Source organism: Brachybacterium halotolerans, from assembly GCF_016623465.1.
Taxonomy (GTDB): Bacteria; Actinomycetota; Actinomycetes; order Actinomycetales; family Dermabacteraceae; genus Brachybacterium; species Brachybacterium halotolerans.
The window spans coordinates 183,973-203,314 of record NZ_JAEDAJ010000006.1 but is presented as its reverse complement, the minus strand read 5'-3'; the positions used below and the strand labels follow the sequence as shown (position 1 = coordinate 203,314).

General features: G+C 72.8%; 15 protein-coding genes. 8 read left to right on the top strand and 7 right to left on the bottom strand.

What is annotated here, in order from left to right; all coding sequences use genetic code 11:
* Window positions 1–63 precede the first annotated feature (63 nt).
* Window positions 64–741 carry a Crp/Fnr family transcriptional regulator gene (locus I8D64_RS11840; RefSeq protein ID WP_152352270.1) on the bottom strand — a complete coding sequence of 226 codons (678 nt, stop codon included), beginning with the start codon at window positions 739–741 and terminating at the stop codon, window positions 64–66.
* A 190-nt stretch (window positions 742–931) separates the two neighbouring features.
* On the opposite strand from I8D64_RS11840, the gene I8D64_RS11835 reads away from it, so the two are divergent.
* From I8D64_RS11835 to I8D64_RS11820, 4 genes are all read left to right on the top strand, one after another.
* Window positions 932–1,669 carry an endonuclease III domain-containing protein gene (locus I8D64_RS11835; protein WP_343068558.1) on the top strand — a complete coding sequence of 246 codons (738 nt, stop codon included), beginning with the start codon at window positions 932–934 and terminating at the stop codon, window positions 1,667–1,669.
* A complete protein-coding gene (locus I8D64_RS11830) occupies window positions 1,666–2,463 on the top strand; it encodes an NUDIX hydrolase (RefSeq protein WP_200502976.1) in 798 nt (265 codons plus the stop codon). Before I8D64_RS11835 ends, I8D64_RS11830 begins: the two co-directional genes overlap by 4 nt.
* A 260-nt stretch (window positions 2,464–2,723) precedes the next feature.
* The gene (locus I8D64_RS11825; RefSeq protein WP_152352267.1) at window positions 2,724–3,110 is read left to right on the top strand and encodes a cold-shock protein; all 387 of its coding nucleotides are present in this window, start codon (window positions 2,724–2,726) and stop codon (window positions 3,108–3,110) included.
* 19 nt (window positions 3,111–3,129) lie between these two features.
* Window positions 3,130–4,236, top strand: coding sequence for a DUF3027 domain-containing protein (locus I8D64_RS11820; RefSeq protein ID WP_200502974.1), 1,107 nt, complete (start codon window positions 3,130–3,132; stop codon window positions 4,234–4,236).
* Window positions 4,237–4,283: 47 nt separating this feature from the next.
* On the opposite strand, the gene I8D64_RS11815 is transcribed toward I8D64_RS11820, so the two are convergent.
* From I8D64_RS11815 to I8D64_RS11805, 3 genes are read right to left on the bottom strand one after another with little or no spacing between them, the layout of a single operon-like run.
* On the bottom strand, window positions 4,284–5,450 hold the full coding sequence (locus I8D64_RS11815) for a DNA polymerase III subunit delta' (RefSeq protein WP_200502973.1): 1,167 nt from the start codon (window positions 5,448–5,450) through the stop codon (window positions 4,284–4,286).
* Window positions 5,447–6,181: a dTMP kinase gene (tmk, locus tag I8D64_RS11810; RefSeq protein WP_228359247.1), complete on the bottom strand. Its 735-nt coding sequence runs from the start codon at window positions 6,179–6,181 to the stop codon at window positions 5,447–5,449. The genes I8D64_RS11815 and tmk overlap by 4 nt, the downstream gene beginning before the upstream one ends.
* On the bottom strand, window positions 6,181–7,275 hold the full coding sequence (locus I8D64_RS11805) for a Gfo/Idh/MocA family protein (RefSeq protein WP_200502972.1): 1,095 nt from the start codon (window positions 7,273–7,275) through the stop codon (window positions 6,181–6,183). Before I8D64_RS11805 ends, tmk begins: the two co-directional genes overlap by 1 nt.
* Before the next feature lie 273 nt (window positions 7,276–7,548).
* Here I8D64_RS11805 and I8D64_RS11800 point away from each other — a divergent pair, with 273 nt between their 5' ends.
* Genes I8D64_RS11800 through I8D64_RS11790 form a run of 3 tightly spaced genes read left to right on the top strand, consistent with a single transcriptional unit; the run spans window position 7,549 to window position 10,850 of the window.
* On the top strand, window positions 7,549–8,871 hold the full coding sequence (locus tag I8D64_RS11800) for an ABC transporter substrate-binding protein (protein ID WP_200502971.1): 1,323 nt from the start codon (window positions 7,549–7,551) through the stop codon (window positions 8,869–8,871).
* A 3-nt stretch (window positions 8,872–8,874) separates the two neighbouring features.
* Entirely contained in the window at window positions 8,875–9,909 is a 1,035-nt protein-coding gene (locus I8D64_RS11795) for a carbohydrate ABC transporter permease (protein ID WP_246482987.1), read from the top strand.
* Entirely contained in the window at window positions 9,906–10,850 is a 945-nt protein-coding gene (locus I8D64_RS11790) for a carbohydrate ABC transporter permease (protein ID WP_200502970.1), read from the top strand. The genes I8D64_RS11795 and I8D64_RS11790 overlap by 4 nt, the downstream gene beginning before the upstream one ends.
* A 209-nt stretch (window positions 10,851–11,059) precedes the next feature.
* Here I8D64_RS11790 and topA read toward each other — a convergent pair whose 3' ends face one another.
* From topA to I8D64_RS11775, 3 genes are all read right to left on the bottom strand, one after another.
* Complete coding sequence (gene topA, locus I8D64_RS11785; RefSeq protein WP_200502969.1) at window positions 11,060–13,822, bottom strand: type I DNA topoisomerase; 2,763 nt, start codon at window positions 13,820–13,822, stop codon at window positions 11,060–11,062.
* Between the two features lie 109 nt (window positions 13,823–13,931).
* Window positions 13,932–15,116, bottom strand: coding sequence for a phosphatase PAP2 family protein (locus tag I8D64_RS11780; protein ID WP_343068557.1), 1,185 nt, complete (start codon window positions 15,114–15,116; stop codon window positions 13,932–13,934).
* Window positions 15,113–16,735, bottom strand: a complete 1,623-nt coding sequence (locus I8D64_RS11775) for a DUF7059 domain-containing protein (RefSeq protein ID WP_200502968.1) — start codon at window positions 16,733–16,735, stop codon at window positions 15,113–15,115. Before I8D64_RS11775 ends, I8D64_RS11780 begins: the two co-directional genes overlap by 4 nt.
* Window positions 16,736–16,844: 109 nt before the next feature.
* On the opposite strand from I8D64_RS11775, the gene I8D64_RS11770 reads away from it, so the two are divergent.
* Window positions 16,845–19,340, top strand: a complete 2,496-nt coding sequence (locus I8D64_RS11770) for a DEAD/DEAH box helicase (protein WP_200502966.1) — start codon at window positions 16,845–16,847, stop codon at window positions 19,338–19,340.
* Window positions 19,341–19,342 lie beyond the last annotated feature (2 nt).

Sequence of the window (19,342 nt, the reverse complement as noted above, 5' to 3'; positions counted from 1 at the left end):
CCCCCCCCGCTTCTCGTGTGCCGACTGCGCTCGCGGTGGGGGCGTCGGCCGGTCGGCGCAGGATCAGCGTGCGCGGCGGCGCAGGCGCTCCACGTCGATCAGCAGCACGGCGCGGGCCTCGAGGCGGATCCAGCCGCGCGAGGCGAAGTCGGCGAGGGCCTTGTTGACGGTCTCGCGGGAGGCGCCGACGAGCTGGGCGAGCTCCTCCTGGGTGAGGCCGTGGGAGACCATGACGCCGTCGTCCGTCTGGCGGCCGAAGCGCTGGGCGAGGTCCAGCAGGTTCTTGGCGACGCGGCCGGGGACGTCCGCGAAGACGAGGTCGGCGAGCGACTCGTTGGTCTTGCGCAGACGACGGGCGAGCGAGGCCAGCAGGTGGCGTGCCACCTCTGGGCGCTGTGAGAGCACGCGGTACAGGTCCTGCTGGGTGAGGGAGTACAGCGTGGACTCGGCGACGGCCGTGGCGGTCGCGTTGCGGGGAGCGGGATCGAACAGCGAGAGCTCGCCCAGGGTCTCGCCCGGGCCGAGCACCGCGAGGAGGTTCTCGCGGCCGTCGCCCGAGGCGTGGCCGACCTTGACCTTGCCCGCGCCGATGATGAACAGGCGGTCGCCCTGGTCGCCCTCGCGGAAGATCACCGCGCCGCGGTGGTAGTCCTCCTGCGACATCGAGGCCAGCACGGCCTGCTTGCCGTCATCGTCGAGCGCCGCGAAGAGCGGGGATGAACGTACGATGTTCTCGTCCACGGAACCTCCTGATCTAGGTGATCCCGTCGGGTCCGGGACCGTCGTCATGGGAACCATTGTGACCGATGTGGCGCGGATATGCGTGCTTGCTCACCTGATCCGTGCGTCGCACGGCGCATCCGGCCCGCCCCGCGGAGGCCGCCGGGGTGCCGGGAACAGGGGCCGCGGAGGGTCCACGAAGGAGCAGCGAGTGTCGGGAGTCTCATCGGCCGACGCACCGGCCGACGTCCGCGAGGTCGTCTCCCGGCTGCGTGCGGAGTACCCCCGGGCGCGCACCGAGCTGGACTTCCGCGACGCCTTCGAGCTGCTCGTCGCCACGGTGCTCAGCGCCCAGACCACCGACGCCCGCGTGAACTCCGTGACCCCGGAGCTGTTCGGACGCTGGGCGGGACCGGAGGGGCTCGCCGGGGCGGACCCGGCCGAGGTCGAGAAGGTGCTGAAGCCCCTGGGCATGGGGCCGACGCGCGCCGCACGCGTGATCGCCCTGGCCCGCGCGCTCCTCGCGGACCACGGCGGCGAGGTGCCCGATGACCAGGACGCCCTCGAGGCGCTGCCGGGCGTCGGCCGGAAGACCGCGTTCGTGGTGCGCGGCGTGCACTTCGGCCGTTCGCTGCTCGCCGTCGACACCCACGTGACCCGGGTGGCCGGTCGCCTGGGCTGGACCCGCTCACGGCAGGCCCGCACGGTCGAGCACGACGTCGTCGCCCTTGTGCAGAGCGCCGACGCAGCTGCGGAGGAGGGCGATGCGGAGGAGGGCGATGCGCGTGAGGGCGACGCGGCGGCGGAGACGTCCGATCCCACCACCGATCTCACGGCGCTGTCCCTGCGGCTGATCCTGCACGGCCGGCGCGTGTGCACCGCGCGGTCGCCGCACTGCGCGGAGTGCACGCTCGCCGACCTCTGCCCGCGGATCGGCGTGGCCGCATGAGCGGCGCCGACGGCGCGCGGGGGACGGGTGCGGGAGCAGACGCCCCGGACCGGTCCGACCTGCCGGGCTTCCTGCGCCCGCTCGCCGAGCGCGCTCGCGCGGGCGACCACACGCTCGCCCTGCCCCGCAGCCCTGGTCCCCCGCGCGAGATCACCCGGCGCAGCGCTGTCCTGCTGCTGGTCAGCGGCGCATCGCTCGAGGAGGCGGAGCTCGTCGTCGAGGAGCGCGGACACCGCATGCGCTCCCAGCCCGGCCAGTTCGCCCTGCCCGGCGGCGGCGTCGAGCCGGAGGACGCCGACGTCCGCGCGACCGCCCTGCGGGAGGCCCGCGAGGAGATCGGGCTGGACGCCGGGCAGGTGCACGTGCTCGGAGAGTTCGCGCCCATCCGCATGCCCTGGCGCGGACAGGTCGTCCACCCCGTCGCCGCCTGGGCGCCCCGCCCTCCCGACCTCGCCGTCGGCGACCCCGTGGAGGTGGAGCGCGTGGTCCGCCTCCCACTCGTCGGCCCCGACTCCCTGACCGACCCGTCCTGCCGCTTCATGGGCAGCTTCGACGGCCGCGCCGTCGGCCCCGTGTTCTCCCTGAGCCAGGACCGCTTCGTCTGGGGATTCACGGCGATGCTCGTCGAGGGCGCGCTCGAGATCATGGGCCTGGCGCCGGACGACGCCGCCCGCGAGGCGCGCGCCGCCGCCGGCCGCGCCGCGGACGCGTCGGATGAACGGAGCGCCGTGCCCGCCGCACCGCCCCGCATCGAGATCCCGCCCGAGCGCCGCCGCGAGAGCCCGCGCGCCTGACGGGCGCGTCGCCCCGTTGCGGTCTCGCCGCCTCCTATGCGGTGCCTGCCGCCCCGGATGCGGCGCCCGTCGCCCCCGATGCGGCGCCCCTCACCGCGGCGGGGAATACCCGCGCGTCCGCGCCCGCGCGGGCGTTAGACTGGAGCGCCGCGTCTGCGCCCGCAGATACCGCCCCGGGCAGTGCCCGCCGGGGCCGCCCGCGAGGGCCCGACGCGGCGACCACCATCACCCAGACGACTCCGTGAAGGACAGGGATCCGCGTGCCTCGTGGCAAGGTGAAGTTCTACGACGCCGAGAAGGGCTTCGGCTTCGTGCGGGACGACGAGTCCGGCGAGAGCGTGTACGTGCACGCCTCCACCCTCCCCGAGGGCGCCGAGACCCTGCGCCCGGGCACCAAGGTCGAGTTCGACATCGCCGACGGCCGTCGCGGTCCGCAGGTGCTGTCGCTGCGCCTTCTGGAGGCCGCACCCTCGGTGACCCGTGCCCGTCGGCCCAAGCCCGACGACATGGCCGGGATGGTCGAGGACCTGATCCGTCTGCTGGACGATGCCGGGAACGGCCTGCGCAAGGGGCGCTACCCCGACGCGGGCCACTCCCACAAGATCGCGACAGTGCTGCGAGCCGTCGCCGACAACTTCGAGGCCTGAGGACACCCACCGCATGCCGATGACTGCTGAGACCGACACCCCCGAGACCAGCGAGAGCGCCGCTCCCGCCACCGCCCCGGCCGCCGCCGCCAAGCGTCGGCCCCGCGCGCGCACCGCGCGCCCGAAGCTCGACGCCGTGAGCGCCGCCGCGGTCGACCTCGCGCGCGAGGCGCTGATCGAGGTCACCGAGCCCGACCAGGTCGGCGAGCACCTGCGCGTCGAGGCGAGCGGGGAACGACTGGTCACGCACGTGTTCGCGTGCGCGATGCCCGGCTACAGCGGCTGGGTGTGGAACGTCGTCCTCGCCCGCGCTCCCCGTGCGAAGCAGGCCACCGTGTGCGAGACCGTGCTGCTTCCCGGCGACAGCGCGCTGCTCGCCCCCGACTGGGAGCCTTGGGCGGAGCGCCTGAAGCCCTCCGACGTCGGGGCCGACGACCTGCTGCCCTACCAGGAGGCCGACGAGCGCCTCGAGCAGGGCTACGAGCAGACCGGCGACGCCGACGCCGACCGTGTCGCGCAGTGGGAGCTCGGGCTCGGACGCCCGCGCGTGCTCTCGCCCGTCGGGCGCGAGGAGGCCGCCGACCGCTGGTTCGCCGGCGACTTCGGCCCGCGTCCCGTCTCGGCCCGCAAGCGTCGGGGCACCGTGACCGCGACCTGCTCCTCGTGCGGGTTCCTCACGCTCATGGCCGGCTCGCTGCGCACCGAGTTCGGCGTGTGCACCAACGAGTGGTCCGTCGCCGACGGCCACGTGGTGCACCTCGACTACGGCTGCGGCTCGCACTCGGAGACCGGCAAGGAGGAGTCCCACCAGGACTCCGACCCCGAGGAGGGCGTCGTCGTCGACGAGTACCGGGTCGACGTCGACCGCAGCACGAGCAGCGACGAGGATGCCGCGGTGGTCGAGGAAGCGACGGAGACCGAAGGCGCTGCCGAGACTGAGGGCGCTGCCGAGGCCTCGGACTCTGCTGCGACCGAGAAGCCCGGCGAGGCCGAGGCCGCAGGAGAGACCGTTGCGGCTGGCGCGATCGAGGAGCCCGGCGAGGCCGAGGCCGCAGGAGACGCAGCCGACGCAGCCGACGCCGCCTCGGAGGAGACCGCGGAGGACTCGCCGAGCGCCGCCCTCTGAGCGTTTTCTGCCTCTGACCAGAGCGAGGGCCCAGCCGACGCGGCGGCTCAGCCGGCGCGGACGGCGATCCGGGCGAGCAGCGCCTCGGTCGCGAGCAGCGGCGGGACGTTGCCGGCGATCCTCGTGCGCGCCTGCTGCACGGCGTCGAGCAGAGCGAGGGTGACCTGCGGATCCCCTCCCTCGGCGGCATGCACGATGTCCTCGCGCACGCCCGGGTTCACGAGCTCCGCGCCCGTGCCCAGCTGCAGTACGAGCACATCGCGCAGCACCGAATGGGCGTCCAGCAGGTAGCGGTCCAGGACGTCCCGCACCAGGCGCGTGCGCCGGCGCTTCGCATCGTCCTCGAGCTGGCGCATCTGCGAGCGCAGCGACGGGGGGACCTTGCCGTCCTCGATGCCCGCCGAGCGCAGGAAGCGCTCCTTCTCCTTCGCGGCGACGTCGTCCGCCGTCGCGGCGGCCTCGGCGTTCGCGCGCTCCACGAGCGTGCCGGCCGCGAGCACTGCCTGGCCGCTGCTGCGCAGACCCAGGAGGGTGCGGGCCGATTCCTCGCGCGCCTCGAGCGCGCCGGGCTGCGTCGCGTACCGCAGGGCGAGCCCGATGTGGCCCTGCGCGGCGAGGGCCGCGCGATCGGCGAGAGCCGGGTCGGCGCCGTCGCGGCGGACCAGCAGCTCGGCGACGTCGGACGCTCGCGGGATCGCGAGGGTGACCACGCGGCAGCGGGAGCGGATCGTGGGCGCGAGGTCCTCGGCCGACGGCGCGCACAGCATCCACACCGTGTGCCGGGGCGGCTCCTCGATCGACTTCAGCAGCACGTTGAAGGTGCCCGCGCTCATGCGGTCCGCGTCCTCGATGATGATCACCCGGTGCGCGCCGGTCGCCGGTGAGCGCTGCGCGGTGAGCACCAGGGAGCGGACCTCCTCCTTGGAGATCGAGAGCTTGTCGGTCGCCACCGCGGTGACGTCCGGGTGGGTGCCCGCGAGGACCGTCCGGCAGGCGTGGCAGTTCCCGCAGCCCTCACCGGTCTCGCACTGCAGGGTCGCGGCGAAGGCACGGGCCGCCGTCGACCGGCCCGAGCCGGGCGGGCCCGTGATCAGCCAGGCCTGTGCGAGGGAGCCCTCGGGGGAGGCGGCGCGGCGGAACTGCGCGACCGCGGCCTCCTGGCCCACGACGTCTGCCCACACGCCCGACGGACCGGCGCTCGTCGGCGTGCTCATCGGTCGTCGGCCCCGGGGTGCGAGGTGTCGACCTCGAAGGTCGGGTCGAGCGTCGCGAGGTCGTCGGCGATCGCCGCGAGGACCTCCTCGTGCACTTCCTGGGGGCTGCGAGAGGCGTCCACGACCACGAAGCGGTCCGGGTCGGCCTCGGCGAGCTCGAGGAACTCGGCGCGCACGGCGTCGTGGAAGGCGCGGCCCTCGCGCTCGAGCCGGTCCAGCGAATGGGCCTCGCGGCGCTCCGAGAGGGCGTCGGGGTGCAGGTCCAGCAGGATCGTGCGATGGGGGAGCAGGCCGTCGGTCGCCCACAGGCTGAGGGCGGCGATCTGCTCCTGGGAGAGCGAGCGGCCCACGCCCTGGTAGGCGATCGAGGAGTCCAGGTAGCGGTCGGCGAGCACGAGGCCGCCGCGGGCCAGGTGCGGGCGCACCACCGTCTCGATGTGGTGGGCCCGGTCCGCCGCGTACAGCAGGGCCTCGGCACGGGCGCTCACGTCGCCGCCGTGCAGCACGAGCTCGCGAATGCTCTTCCCGAGCTCGGTGCCTCCGGGCTCGCGCGTGGTGAGCACGAGGTCCTCGGCCACCTCGCGGCGATGCACGAGGTGATCGAGGAGCATCCCGATCTGGGTTGTCTTGCCCGCGGCCTCCCCGCCCTCGAACGAGATGAACAGCCCCCGGCGCGGGGGATGGGGCGCGGGGACGCGCAGCGTGCGCATGCCGATCGACGATCCTGTCATCAGCGGGCGGTCTCCTCTGGTCGGGCATCGGGGGTGGTGCGCGGTGCGGCGACCTGCGCACGCGCGGCATCGAGCGCCTCCATCACAGCGATGGTGTCGTGCCAGGTCATGAGCGGCGATTCGAGGTCTCCGGCGGTGATCCGGCGCGCCGCCTCCGCGGCCTCGTAGGCGAGTCCGTCGTCGGGGCCGACGGGGCCGTCGTGGGTCGAGGTCGGGTCGGGGACGGATGCGGTGCTGCCGTCGTGCATCTCGACGCGGACCTCGCCGGGGGCGAAGAACATGCCCTCGAGCACGAGGCGCCCCTCGGTGCCGAGGATCTCGGCGTCGTTCCCCGCGCGCGCCGCGAGGGTGGACACGAGCGAGGCCCGGGCCCGCGGGTGCGCGGTCGAGGACGCGAGCACGTGCACGGTCTCGTCGACCCCCGCGGGGGTGAGCGTGCCGGAGGCGGTCAGCTCCGTGAGGTCCCCGAGCACCATCTGCGCGAAGCTCAGGGGGTAGACGCCCAGGTCCAGCAGGGCGCCGCCGCCCAGCTGCGGGGCGTGGAGCCGGTGCCCCGGGTCGAAGGGGAAGTGCTGGCCGTGGGTCGCGCGCAGCGAGACGATCTCGCCCAGCAGGCCCGATGCGAGCACGCTGCGCACCACGTCGAAGCGCGGCAGGAAGCGCGACCACAGCGCCTCCATGAGGAACAGTCCGCGCTCGCGGGCGAGGCCCACCAGGTCGCGGGCCTCGTCGGCCGTCATGGTGAAGGCCTTCTCGAGCAGCACCGGGTACCCGGCCTCGAGCACGGTGCGCGCCATCTGGTGGTGCGCGGAGTGCGGGGAGGCGATGTAGACGGCGTCGAAGCCGCCGGCGGCGAGCATCCGCGGGAGGGAGTCGAAGGCGGCGTCCAGGCCGTGCGTGCGGGCGAAGGCCTCCGCGCGCTCGGTCGAGCGCGAGGCCACGGCCACGGCGCGCGAGGCGGTGGCCCGGCCCAGGGTCTCGGTGAACTGGGTCGCGATGTGCCCCGGGGAGACCACGGCCCAGCGCAGCGGCGGGGCCTCGCGCGGGTCCGCGACCGCCGACACGGGCAGCTCCAGCGGGGGTCGGGACGTCATGCCTTCAATCTATCGGTCCGCCCCGACAGCCGGGGCCGGTGTGGACGGGGCGACGCATCCCGTCGGCCGACCCTCAAGGCCGCAGGTCACGGATCGGTGAAGAATGTGCCCGAAATGTCGAATGAGAGGTACGCCACAGGTGCGCCCGGGTTACTCTCGGCCCAGGCGACGGAGCCTCCGCGGGTCCTTCGCACCACACGTCGGCGGCGACCGCCGTCAGCGCATCGTCCACCGCATGCACGCGGCACGGAACTCGGCATGAAGGAGCCCCAGATGAGCAGCAGCAATCACGGTCTCGGTCGGCGCTCGGTCCTCGCGGCCGGCGGACTCGGCGCCTCCGCGCTCGGTCTCGCCGCGTGCGGCGGCTCGGACGACTCGTCCTCGGGCGGCTCCGGCGGCGGCGCGAGCGCGGACTTCGACGAGCGCGGGCCGATCACGTTCGCGACCGGCAAGGACACCACCGGCGTCCTCAAGGACTTCCTGGACCGCTGGAACAAGGACCACTCCGACGAGAAGGTCACCCTCGTCGAGCTCCCCGAGAGCGCCGACGACCAGCGCAGCCAGTTCATCAACAACGCCCAGGCGAAGTCCGACGCATACACCGTGCTGGGCCTCGACGTCGTGTGGACCGCGGAGTTCGCGGCCAACCAGTGGGTCGTCGAGCTGCCCAAGGACAAGCTCCCGATCGACGACATGATCCCCGCGACCGTCCAGACCGCGACCTACTTCGACAAGCTCTACGCGATGCCCTACGCGACCAACGGGCAGCTGCTGTTCTCCCGCAAGGACCTGCTGAAGGACGCCGGGTACGACGAGCCGCCGGCCACCTACGACGAGATGTACGAGATCATCGAGAAGGTCACGGCCGACGACAGCGGCATCAACGGCTTCGGCGGCCAGTTCGCCAAGTACGAGGGCCTGACCTGCCAGCTCACCGGGGTCGTGAAGTCGGCCGGAGGGGAGCTGTTCGACAAGGACGGCAAGCCCCAGGCCGACAGCGATGCCGCGAAGCTCGGGCTGCAGACCCTCCGCGACGGCTTCGACAAGAAGTACATCCCCAAGGAGGCGCTGACCTACAAGGAGGAGGAGTCCCGCCAGGCCTTCCAGGACGGCAAGCTCGTGTTCCTGCAGAACTGGCCGTACGTCTACGACAAGTTCCAGGCCGACGACGGCTCCTCGAAGGTCAAGGACAAGGTCTCCGTCTCCCTGGTGCCCGCGGTCAAGGGCGAGGGCACGTCGACCGTCGGCGGCCTGAACTACGCGATCAGCGCGTTCGCGAAGAACATGGGCACGGCCCTCGACTTCATCGCGTTCATGGGCGCCGCGGAGCAGCAGAAGGCCTGGTTCCTGCAGACGGGCAATCCGACCGCCGCGACCGCCGTCTACGAGGACGAGGACCTCAAGGAGAAGTACCCGTTCCTCGACACCCTCAAGGACTCGATCGACAAGGGCGCCGTGCGTCCGCAGGTCGTGAAGTACGGCGACGTCACGCAGGCCATCCAGGAGGCCGCCTACGGCTGCCTCTCCGGTGACACCGAGACCGACGCCGCGCTGAGCGATCTGCAGAAGCAGCTCACCGACCTGACCGAGAAGTGAGTCATGGCAGACCCGCATTCCCGCCGTGTCACCGGCGGGCAGGGCCGCATGGCCTATCTCCTGCTGCTGCCGACGCTCGTGCTGCTGGCCCTCGTGGTCGGCTTTCCGCTCGTGCTCTCGGCCTGGCAGTCGCTGACCCAGTCCGGCGGTGACATCGACCCCGAGACCGGGATCATCAAGCAGGGCGACACGTTCGTCGGCCTCGACAACTACGTGGAGGCGTTCACCGGCTCGGGCGCCGGCGCCGGGTTCTGGAACGCCTTCTGGAACACGACGCTGTTCACCGTGGTGGGCGTGAGCATCGAGACCGTGCTGGGCGTGTCCATGGCCCTGATCATGGCGCGCGCGATGCGCTCGACCGGCATCGTGCGCGCCTCGATCCTGGTGCCCTGGGCGATCCCCACCGTGGTCTCGGCCCTCATGTGGCAGCTGATCTTCGACGCCAACGGCATCTTCAACCGGGTGATCCACTACCAGGTGCTGTGGACGACCGAGGGCTGGCAGGCCAAGGCCGCCGTGCTCATCGCGGACATCTGGAAGACCGCCCCGTACATCGGGCTGCTGACGCTGGCGGGGCTGCAGACCATCGACGACCAGGTCTACGAGGCCGCGAAGATGGACGGCGCCGACCGCTGGGACACCTTCTGGCGGATCACGCTGCCGCTCGTGCGCCCCGTGCTCGTGGTCGCGGTGCTCTTCCGCCTCCTGGACGCGATGCGCATGTTCGACCTGCCCTACGTCCTGCTGGGCCGGCTCGAATCCGGGCAGACCCTCTCGATGCTCGCCTCCGACGCCGCGGGCAAGACGAACTACGGCCTCGCCTCGGCGTACTCGATGATCCTGTTCGCCTACATCTGTCTGGTGGCGTTCGTGTTCATCCGAGTGCTCGGGGCCGACGTCATCGGCGAGCAGAACAAACCCGCGCGGCGCGGCGGTCGTCGCCGCGGCGACGGGAACGACGGGGCCGACGATGGATCGGGCGGCTCCCGACGCACGGCCCGCAGACTCCGCACCACGGCAGAGGGGAGCATGGCATGACCAGCGCATCCGGCAGCGCATCCGGCGGCCGCACGCGGAGCGGCGGCACGCAGATCCGCTCGCGCACCGGCGAGGTGCTCTCGCCCAAGAAGATCAAGGGCGGGCGCGCGGGATCGATCGTCATCGCGATCGGCATGGCGTTCATCCTCGTCTACTGCCTGCTGCCCTTCTACTGGATGGCCGTCTCCTCCCTCCGCCTGCCCAGCGAGGGCCGCTCCACGGAGCTGATCCCGAACCCGATCAGCCTCGAGAACTACGTGGCGGTGTTCGACCCGGACAACCACTTCGCCCGGGCGCTGGCCAACTCCCTCGTGGTCGCGGGCGGGACGACGGTGCTGGTGCTCCTGCTGGGCACCTTCGGGGCCTACGCCCTCGCGCGGCTGGACTTCGCCGGGAAGGTGCTGGTCATGTTCATGATCGTCGCCACCTCGATGTTCCCGGTGATCACACTCGTGGTCCCCCTGCTGAAGCTCTTCAGCGGCGGCTTCGAGTGGTGGCCGTTCAACTGGATCAACAGCTACCAGGCGATGCTCCTGCCCACCATGTCGTTCGCGCTGCCGCTGGCGGTGTGGAACCTCAACGCGTTCTTCCGGCAGCTGCCGGTCGAGCTCGAGCAGGCGGCGATGGTGGACGGCACCACCCGGTTCGGCGCGTTCTGGCGGATCATCCTGCCGCTCGCCGCGCCGGGCGTGTTCACCACGGCGATCATCACCTTCATCGCGGCCTGGAACGAGTTCCTCATCGCGCTGACGATGGTGAACCAGCCCGCGATGCAGACCGCGAACGTGGCGATCTCCAAGTTCACCGGTTCCTCCCAGTTCGACACCCCGTACGGCACCAAGATGGCCGCCGGCGTGATCGTCACGGTGCCGCTGATCATCCTGGTGCTGGTCTTCCAGCGCCGCATCATCGGCGGCCTCGCGGCGGGGTCCGTGAAGTAGTGCCGACGTCGAGGCGCCGGGGGCGGACGAACGGGTCCGCCCCCGGCGACGTTGACGGGGGCGGACGATCACGGGGCGGGCGGCCGGATACTGCTCGGGCCCGGCGTCACCATGACGCCGTCACTCTAGGCCTTTCCGGTGATCCGGGACACAACCGGAACGCGTGATTCGTCGCTTTGTTGCGAGGTCGTGACCTGGCGGCGCGGGAGTCAGCTCTTCGTGGTGCTCGAGCTGCCGGACTTCGGCGCGGCCTTCTTCGTCGTGCTCTTGGCCGTGCTCTTCGACGCGCTCTTGGTCGTGGTCTTGCGGGTGTTGCTGCGACCGCCCTTCTTGGCCGGCCCCTTCGCGCGCTTCTCGGCGAGGCGCTCGACGGCGACCTCGTGGGTGAGGGCGTCCAGGGAGTCGTCGCGGCGCAGGGTCACGTTCGTCGTCCCGTCGGTGATGTAGGCGCCGAAGCGGCCGTCCTTCACCACGATCGGCTTCTCGCTCGTCGGATCCGTGCCCAGTTCCTTGAGCGGCGGCTTCGCGGCCGCGCGGCCGCGCTGCTTGGGCTGGGAGTAGAGCTTCTTCGCCTCGTCCAGGGTGATCGAGAAGATCTGCTCCTCGGTCTCCAGGGAGCGCGAGTCCGTGCCCTTCTTGAGGTACGGCCCGTAGCGGCCGTTCTGCGCGGTGATATCGGTGCCGTCCTCGTCGGCCCCCACCACGCGCGGCAGCGAGAGCAGCTTGAGGGCGTCGTCAAGGTCGACGGTGGCCAGGTCCATGGACTTCAGCAGCGACGCGGTGCGGGGCTTGGGGCGCTTGGACTTGGGGGTCTTGTCGTCCGGGTCCTCCGGCAGCACCTCGGTGACGTAGGGGCCGTAGCGGCCGTCCTTGACGATCACGTCATGGCCGGTCTCCGGGTCCTCGCCCAGCACGCGTCCGTCGTCCTTCTGGCGCTCGAGCAGCTCACGGGCCTTCTCGACGGTCAGCTCGTCGGGCGCGAGATCGTCGGGCAGGCTCGCGCGCTGCGGCGGGGCCGGCTCGGCGTCGGGAGCCGCGGGCGCGGCGTCCGGGTCGACGGGCGCGGGGCGCTCCACGTAGGCGCCGTAGCGGCCCACGCGCAGCGTGATGTCCTCGCCGATCGGGATCGAGTTGATCTCGCGGGGGTCGATGTCGCCCTGGTGCTCGACCATGGGCTGCAGTCCGATCGGGCCGTCGGTCCCGTCGGCCCGATAGAAGTCGTCGAGGTACTCGCTGCGGCCCAGCTCGCCGCGGGCCATCTTGTCGAGCTGCTCCTCCATCTGGGCGGTGAAGTCGTAGTCGATGAACGGCCCGAAGTGCTCCTCGAGCAGCTTGACCACGGCGAACGCCGTCCAGCTGGGCACGAGCGCCGAGCCGCGGCGCAGCACGTAGCCGCGGTCCTGGATCGTGGTCACGGTCGACGCGTAGGTGGAAGGGCGGCCGATGCCGCGGTCCTCGAGCGCCCGCACCAGCGAGGCCTCCGTGAAGCGCGGGGGAGGGGTGGTGGTGTGGCCGTCGGGCACGAGAGCCTCGACGTCCAGCATGTCTCCCTCGTCCATCTGCGGCAGGCGCTTGTCGTTCTCGTCCTGCTCGCCGTAGCGCGAGGCGTCGCGGCCCTCCTCATAGGCGGCCATGAAGCCACGGAAGGTGATCACGGTGCCCGAGGCGCGGAAGGTGGCGGCGCGACCGGCCTTCTCGACAGCCAGCTCGACGGAGCTCGTGGTGCCCTTGGCGTCGGCCATCTGGGAGGCGACCGTGCGCTTCCAGATCAGCTCGTAGAGACGGAAGTCGTCGCCCGAGAGCTGGCCGGCGACCTGCGCGGGCGTGCGGAAGCGGTCCCCGGCGGGGCGGATCGCCTCGTGCGCCTCCTGCGCGTTCTGCGACTTGTTCTGGTAGTGGCGCGGCTTCTCGGGCACGTACTGCGAGCCGTAGAGCTCGGCGGCCTGGGCGCGCGAGGCGCTGATCGCCTCGCCCGACAGCGCCACGGAGTCCGTACGCATGTAGGTGATGTACCCGTTCTCGTACAGCCCCTGCGCGACGCGCATGGTCTGACGGGCGCCCAGGCGCAGCTTGCGCGAGGCCTCCTGCTGCAGCGAGGACGTGGTGAACGGGGCGGCGGGCCGACGGGTGTACGGCTTGGACTCCAGGCTCGCGACCCGTGCCTGCGCCCCCTCGAGCGCGGAGACCAGCGCGGTCGCCGACTCCTCGGTGAGCACCGTCGCCGCGGACGCCTTCTGCTTCAGGGTGCCGTCGTCGGCGAAGTCGGAGCCGCTCGCGACGCGCGAGCCGTCGACGCTCGCGATGCGGGCCGAGAAGGCCGCGTCGGAGCCGGCGAAGGTGCCGGTCACGTCCCAGTAGTCGGAGGGCACGAAGGCCATGCGCTCGCGCTCGCGCTCCACGACCAGGCGGGTCGCCACGGACTGCACGCGGCCCGCGGAGAGCGAGGGGCGGATCTTGCGCCACAGCACGGGGGAGAGCTCGAAGCCCACGAGCCGGTCGAGGATGCGCCGGGTCTCCTGCGCATCGACCAGGTGGTCGTCGATCTCGCGGGTGTTCGTCAGCGCCGCCTGGATCGCGTCGCGCGTGATCTCGTGGAAGACCATGCGGTGCACCGGCAGGGACTTCTTGGGCTTGAGGGTCTCCAGCAGGTGCCAGGCGATCGCCTCCCCCTCGCGGTCCTCATCGGTGGCGAGGTAGAGGGTGTCGGCGTCCTTGAGCTTCTTCTTGAGGTCCGCGACCGTCTTCTTCTTGTCGGCGCTGACCACGTAGTAGGGGTCGAAGCCGTTCTCGACGTCGACGCCGAACTTGCCGTAGGGACCCTTCTTCATGTCCGCCGGGAGGTCCCGCGGGACGGGGATGTCGCGGATGTGGCCGACGGACGCCTCGACGACGTAGTCGTCCCCGAGGTACCGGGCGATCGTCCTCGCCTTGGCAGGGGACTCCACGATCACGAGATGGCGCGAGCCGGGCACTTGTACCGTCCTTCTGGTGGTTCTGGCGGCTCCGGAGCGGGTCCGGGAGGCCGTTGCGCGGTGCCTGGGTGGCTCCGGCGTGCTCACCGTACACGCTCGAGCCACGTGGTCACCGGGACCGGGGTCCCGCGGGCCGTGCGAGGTCCGGCACGCGGAGTCCCAGCGCGGCGGCGGTGAGGACGGCGACGCATCCCGGGATCACGAGCACCGTGGCCAGATAGGCGCGGGCCTGGTGGGACGCGTCGTCGAGGTCGATGGGGGTGGGGACCGTGGCGAGCGCCACCATCCCCGCGGCGACCGCGACCGCGCCGAGCACCGCGAGCAGCGGTCCCGCCCCGCGCCCGGCACGGGCGTCGCGCGGATGCGCGAGCCCCTCGGGACCGCGCGGGGTGCGGGCGAGGGCGAGCGCCGCGTCGACCGCGAGCAGCAGGAACGTCCACGCTCCCGTGACCAGCAGAGCGCCGAGCACGTCGCTGGGCCGGTGCCAGCCGCCCGCAATCGTGCCCACGCCGGCGGCGGCGACCCACGCCGTCCCCAGGATCGCGACCAGGCCCCGGATCCTCGCGGGGCAGACGAGGATCAGGGCGAGCGCCACGGAGATCGCGAGCGCCGTGTGCCCGGAGGGGAAGGAGTTGGGGGTGACGTCGATGTCCTCCGCGAGCGCGGTGCGGTCCACGACGAAGGACTTCACGATCTGCACCGTGAAATTGGCGCCGGCCACGATCACGAGGATCTGCAGCAGCAGGGACGGCCGCCGCCGCACGAGCGCGAACACCGCGGCCAGGGCGAGCAGGAGCAGCACCACGGGGACCGTCACCGTGTTCAGCGCAGGGAAGATGACCTGGGTGATCGGGCCGTCGTCGTTCTGCGCGGCCGAGAGGATCAGCTGGTCGAGCCGCTGCCCGCGCGCCGTGCCGACGGCGCCCTTCGCGAGCAGGACTGCGAGCGCCGTGCAGACCGCGGCGCCCAGCAGACCCACGAGCAGCCGGGGGACGAGGCCGCTGCGGCGATGGGGGCCGACGGGGACCGCGGCCGTGGCGGCCGGGTGGAGCGCGTCGACGTCCTCGGGGTGACGGGGCCCGTCGGGCCCCGGGAGGTCGTCGGCCTGATGGAACTCGTCGGCCCGACGGAACTCCTCGTGACCCGGGAAATCGTCGGGCGCACGGACCTCATCGGGCTCGTCGGGCTCGACGGGCGTGCTCTGCCCGTACCCGGACCCCGGGCGACGGGAGCCCCGCGGATCTTCCCCGGGCCGCATGGCCTCGTGCCGCCTGTCCTCGTGCCGCGCGTTCACAGCGTCACCATCGAGGTGCGGATCATCTCGCGCAGCTGCGGGAGCACGCGCTCGCGAGCGGCGGCCTCGTCCTCGTCGGTCAGGGCGCACACAGCACCCAGGACCTGGCCGAGCGTCAGCGTCCCGTCGAGGGCGCCGACGACGGCGGCGAGCACCTGGTCCTCCCGGACGGTGCGGGCGAAGCCTCCGCCCTGCACGAGCTCGATGAGCATGGGGTCGAACTCGCCGGGGGTGAGGTGGCGGCGCTCGACCACGTCCGCCGCGCGCACCGGACGGGAGGCGAGCAGGGCCTCGTCGTCGAGCCGGGCCAGGGCGTCGAGGGCCGTCAGGCCCGCCCCGATGTGCTCGGACAGGGTGCCGCTCCCGGTCCCGGTGACCTCCTCGAGGAGCACCTGGGCGCCGTCGGGGCGCGGCGTCCCGGGGCGGTGCAGCATCAGGTAGCCGAAGCCGATGCCGGTGGTGCCGCGGGCCTCGAAGTCCTCGAGCCAGGCCTCCTGCATGCTCCGCCACGCGGCGTCCCGCACGGTGATCCCGCCGTCGCGCGCCCAGGTCTCCGCGTACTGGGCGGCGTCCTCGCTCTCGCGCTGGATCACCCAGGCGTCGATCCCGTCGGCCAGGACCGGCTCGAGCCATGCCCGCGGATGGGCGTCCCATGCGGTGTCCGCGCTGATCTCCCAGTTCGAGAGCATGAGGGCGCTCCCGCCGGGGGAGAGGTGAGGGGGCAGGTCGGCGAGGAGCTCGGCGGTGAGCACGTCCCCCGTGCGTCCGCCGTCGCGGTAGGTCCACTGCGCGACCCCGCCGCTGCGGGGCGTGATGACGAACGGCGGGTTGCTCACCACCAGGTCGAACTGCTCGCCGGCCACGGGCTCCAGCAGCGATCCCTCCCGCAGCTCGAGCTCGATGCCGTTGAGCGCCGCGTTGAAGGCGGCGAAGGCGAGTGCGCGGGGAGAGAGGTCGGTGGCCACGACGTGGTCGGCGTGGCGGGAGGCGTGCAGCGCCTGGATGCCGCCGCCGCAGCCCAGGTCCAGCACCCGCTTCACATGCCCGCGCGGCGTGATCCGGGCGAGGGTCAGCGAGGCGCCGCCCACACCGAGCACGTGGTCCGAGGAGAGCGGTGCACCGGTCGCGATCTCGGAGAGGTCTGAGGCGATCCACCACTGGATCTCGCCGAGGTCGTCGCTCGCGGCGTAGGGGGAGAGGTCGATGACGGCGCGCACGCGCGCGGCGCGGGCGCCTCCGTCGCCCCCACCCTCCGCGGCCGCCTCCACCTCGATCTCCTCGACGAGGCCCAGTGCGAGCGCGCCCTCGAGGCTCAGGGCGGGCAGGGCGCGCTCGACGAGATCCCGGCGGAGCGCGCCGCCGAGGGTGAACAGCCACAGCAGCACCGCCGTGGGCCGCTCGTCCTCGGCCAGGACGCGGCGCGCGGGGATCGGGTTCTCCCGGCCCAGGGCGTCGTGCGCGAGCGGGCCCATCAGGTCGCGGCAGGCCTGCGTCGTGAAGGGGGCCGCCGTCAGGTCTCTGCGCAGCGCATCGAGCAGGGCGGACTGCACGCGCGGGGGCGCCGGCGCGCGCTCGGCGGACGCGGGGGCGCGCGTGGCGGGGGCGATGTCGGCGGGCATGGCTACGATTGTGCCCCAGGTGCCCGGACGTGATCCGGACATGCGCTGGACGGGCGGTCCCAGAACCGCTCCCGGCGCTGATCCAGGCCGTGGTCAGGAAGGGGAGCGGGTGCGACGAGGGCGGGCCGACGAGCTGCTGCGGGACCTCAGCGCACCCCTGCAGCGCCGCACCTGCCTCACCCATGTGCAGCACGTGCCCGCGCGCCCCGGACGCACCGGCGAGTTCCCGGAGTGGACGGATCTGCGCCTGCGCGAGCGCCTCGCCTCCCGCGGCATCACGGCCCCCTGGATCCACCAGGAGCAGGCTGCGCAGCTCGCCCACGAGGGGCGGCACGTCGTCCTCTCCACCGCCACCGCCTCCGGCAAGTCGCTCGCGTACCTGCTTCCCTCGCTGAGCGCGATCGGCGCGCGCGAGCTCGACCGCTCCGCGCCGCGCGCGACCGCCCTGTACCTCGCGCCGACGAAGGCCCTGGCCGCGGACCAGCTCACCAACATCACGGCGCTCGTCGACGGCGCCGAGCTGCGCGACGCCCGCGTGGCCGTCTACGACGGGGACACCCCCACCGAGCAGCGCCGCTGGATCCGCCGCCACGGCACCTTCGTGCTCACCAACCCCGACATGCTGCACTTCGGGATCCTCCCCGGTCACGAGCAGTGGGCGAGCTTCCTGCGGGCCCTGAAGTACGTGATCGTCGACGAGTGCCACAGCTACCGCGGCGTCTTCGGCAGCCACGTCGCGATGGTCCTGCGGCGCCTGCGCCGCGTCGCGGCCGCCTATCGCAGCGACCCCACGTTCATCCTGGCCTCGGCCACCACCGCGAACCCCGAGCTCTCGGCCTCGCGCCTGATCGGCCAGGACGTCGAGGCCGTCACGGAGGACGGCTCGCCCCGCGGCGGCGTCACCTTCGGACTGTGGGAGCCCGGCACCAGGTCGGTCGTCGACGGCCGTCGCCCCGCGGAGCCGAGCGGGAACGGCGCCCCCGGGGGCCCCGTCGGCACCGCCTCCGTCGGGCATCGCGCCGCGCGCGCCGGCCACCCCGCCGAGCCCTCCGAACCCGCCGAGCGCAGCGAGGAACCGCTGCGTCGCTCGGCGACGAGCGAGGCGGGCGCGCTGCTCGCGGACCTCGTGCGCCGCGACGTGCAGACCCTCGTGTTCGCCCGTTCCCGGCGCGGTGCGGAGCTCGTCTCGACCGGCGCGCAGCGCCTCCTCGGGCAGGAGGCGGAGCAGTCCATGGACGGTGAGCTCGCGCGCCGGGCGGGGAGGATCGCCGCCTATCGCGGCGGCTACCTCGCGGAGGAGCGGAGGGCGCTCGAGGACGCCCTGCGCTCGGGGGAGCTGCGGGCCCTGGCCTCCACCAACGCCCTCGAGCTGGGCATCGACATCTCCGGGCTCGACGCCGTGCTGATCGCCGGGTGGCCGGGCACCCGCGCCTCGCTGTGGCAGCAGGCGGGGCGCGCCGGGCGCAGCCAGGAGGGCGATGCGCTCGCCCTGTTCGTCGCCCGCGAGGACCCGCTGGACACGTATGTCGTGCACCATCCGGACTCCGTGTTCGGCATGGAGGTCGAGGCGGCCGTGTTCGACCCGCACAACCCGTACGTGATGACGCCCCATCTGTGCGCCGCGGCCGCGGAGCTGCCCCTGCGCGAGGGCGAGGAGGAGATCTTCGGGCCCGCGGCGCGGGAGCTGCTGGACACCCTCGCCGCTCGCGGCGTGCTGCGACGCCGTCCGACGGGCTGGTACTGGACGATGACGGAGAGCGCCCACGACCTCACCGACCTGCGCGGGAGCGGCGGCGAACCGGTACGGATCGTCGAGGCCTCCAGCGGCGCCCTGCTGGGCACCGTCGACGCCGGCAGCGCCCACACCCAGGTCCACGACGGCGCGGTCTACATGCACCAGGGCAGGAACTTCGTCGTCGACCACCTGGACGTCGAGCGGGCGGTCGCCCTCGTGCACCGCGAGGATCCCCTCCACTCCACGCATCCGCAGTCGACCTCCACGATCCGCATCCGCTCCACCGACCGCGAGGAGGAGTGGGGGCGGGGCGTGCGGCTGTGCTTCGGCACGGTCGACGTCACCGACCAGGTCACGGGCTACCAGGTGCGGGACGTCTACACCCAGGCGGTCCTCGGCCAGCATCCGCTGGACCTGCCGCCTCGCACCCTCACCACGCGCGCGGTCTGGTTCGTGCTGCCCCAGGAGACCACCGAGGCCGACGGCATCGTCGACGAGCTGCTCCCCGGAGCCCTGCACGCCGCCGAGCACGCCGCGATCTCGATGCTGCCCCTGCTGGCCACCTGCGACCGCTGGGACATCGGCGGGGTCTCGACGGCCCGTCACGAGGACACCGGCCAGCCCACGATCTTCGTGTACGACGGCGCGCCCGGCGGCGCCGGGTTCGCCGAGCGCGGCGCCGAGGACGCGGCCGCCTGGGTGCGGGCGACGGAGGACATGGTGCGCGAATGCGCATGCGAGGCGGGCTGCCCGGCGTGCGTGGTCTCCCCGAAGTGCGGCAACGGCAACGAGCCGCTGTCCAAGGCGGGGGCGCTCGCCGTCCTCGAGCTGCTCGACGGCGCGGGACCGGCGCGGGCCCGCGAGCGCTGATC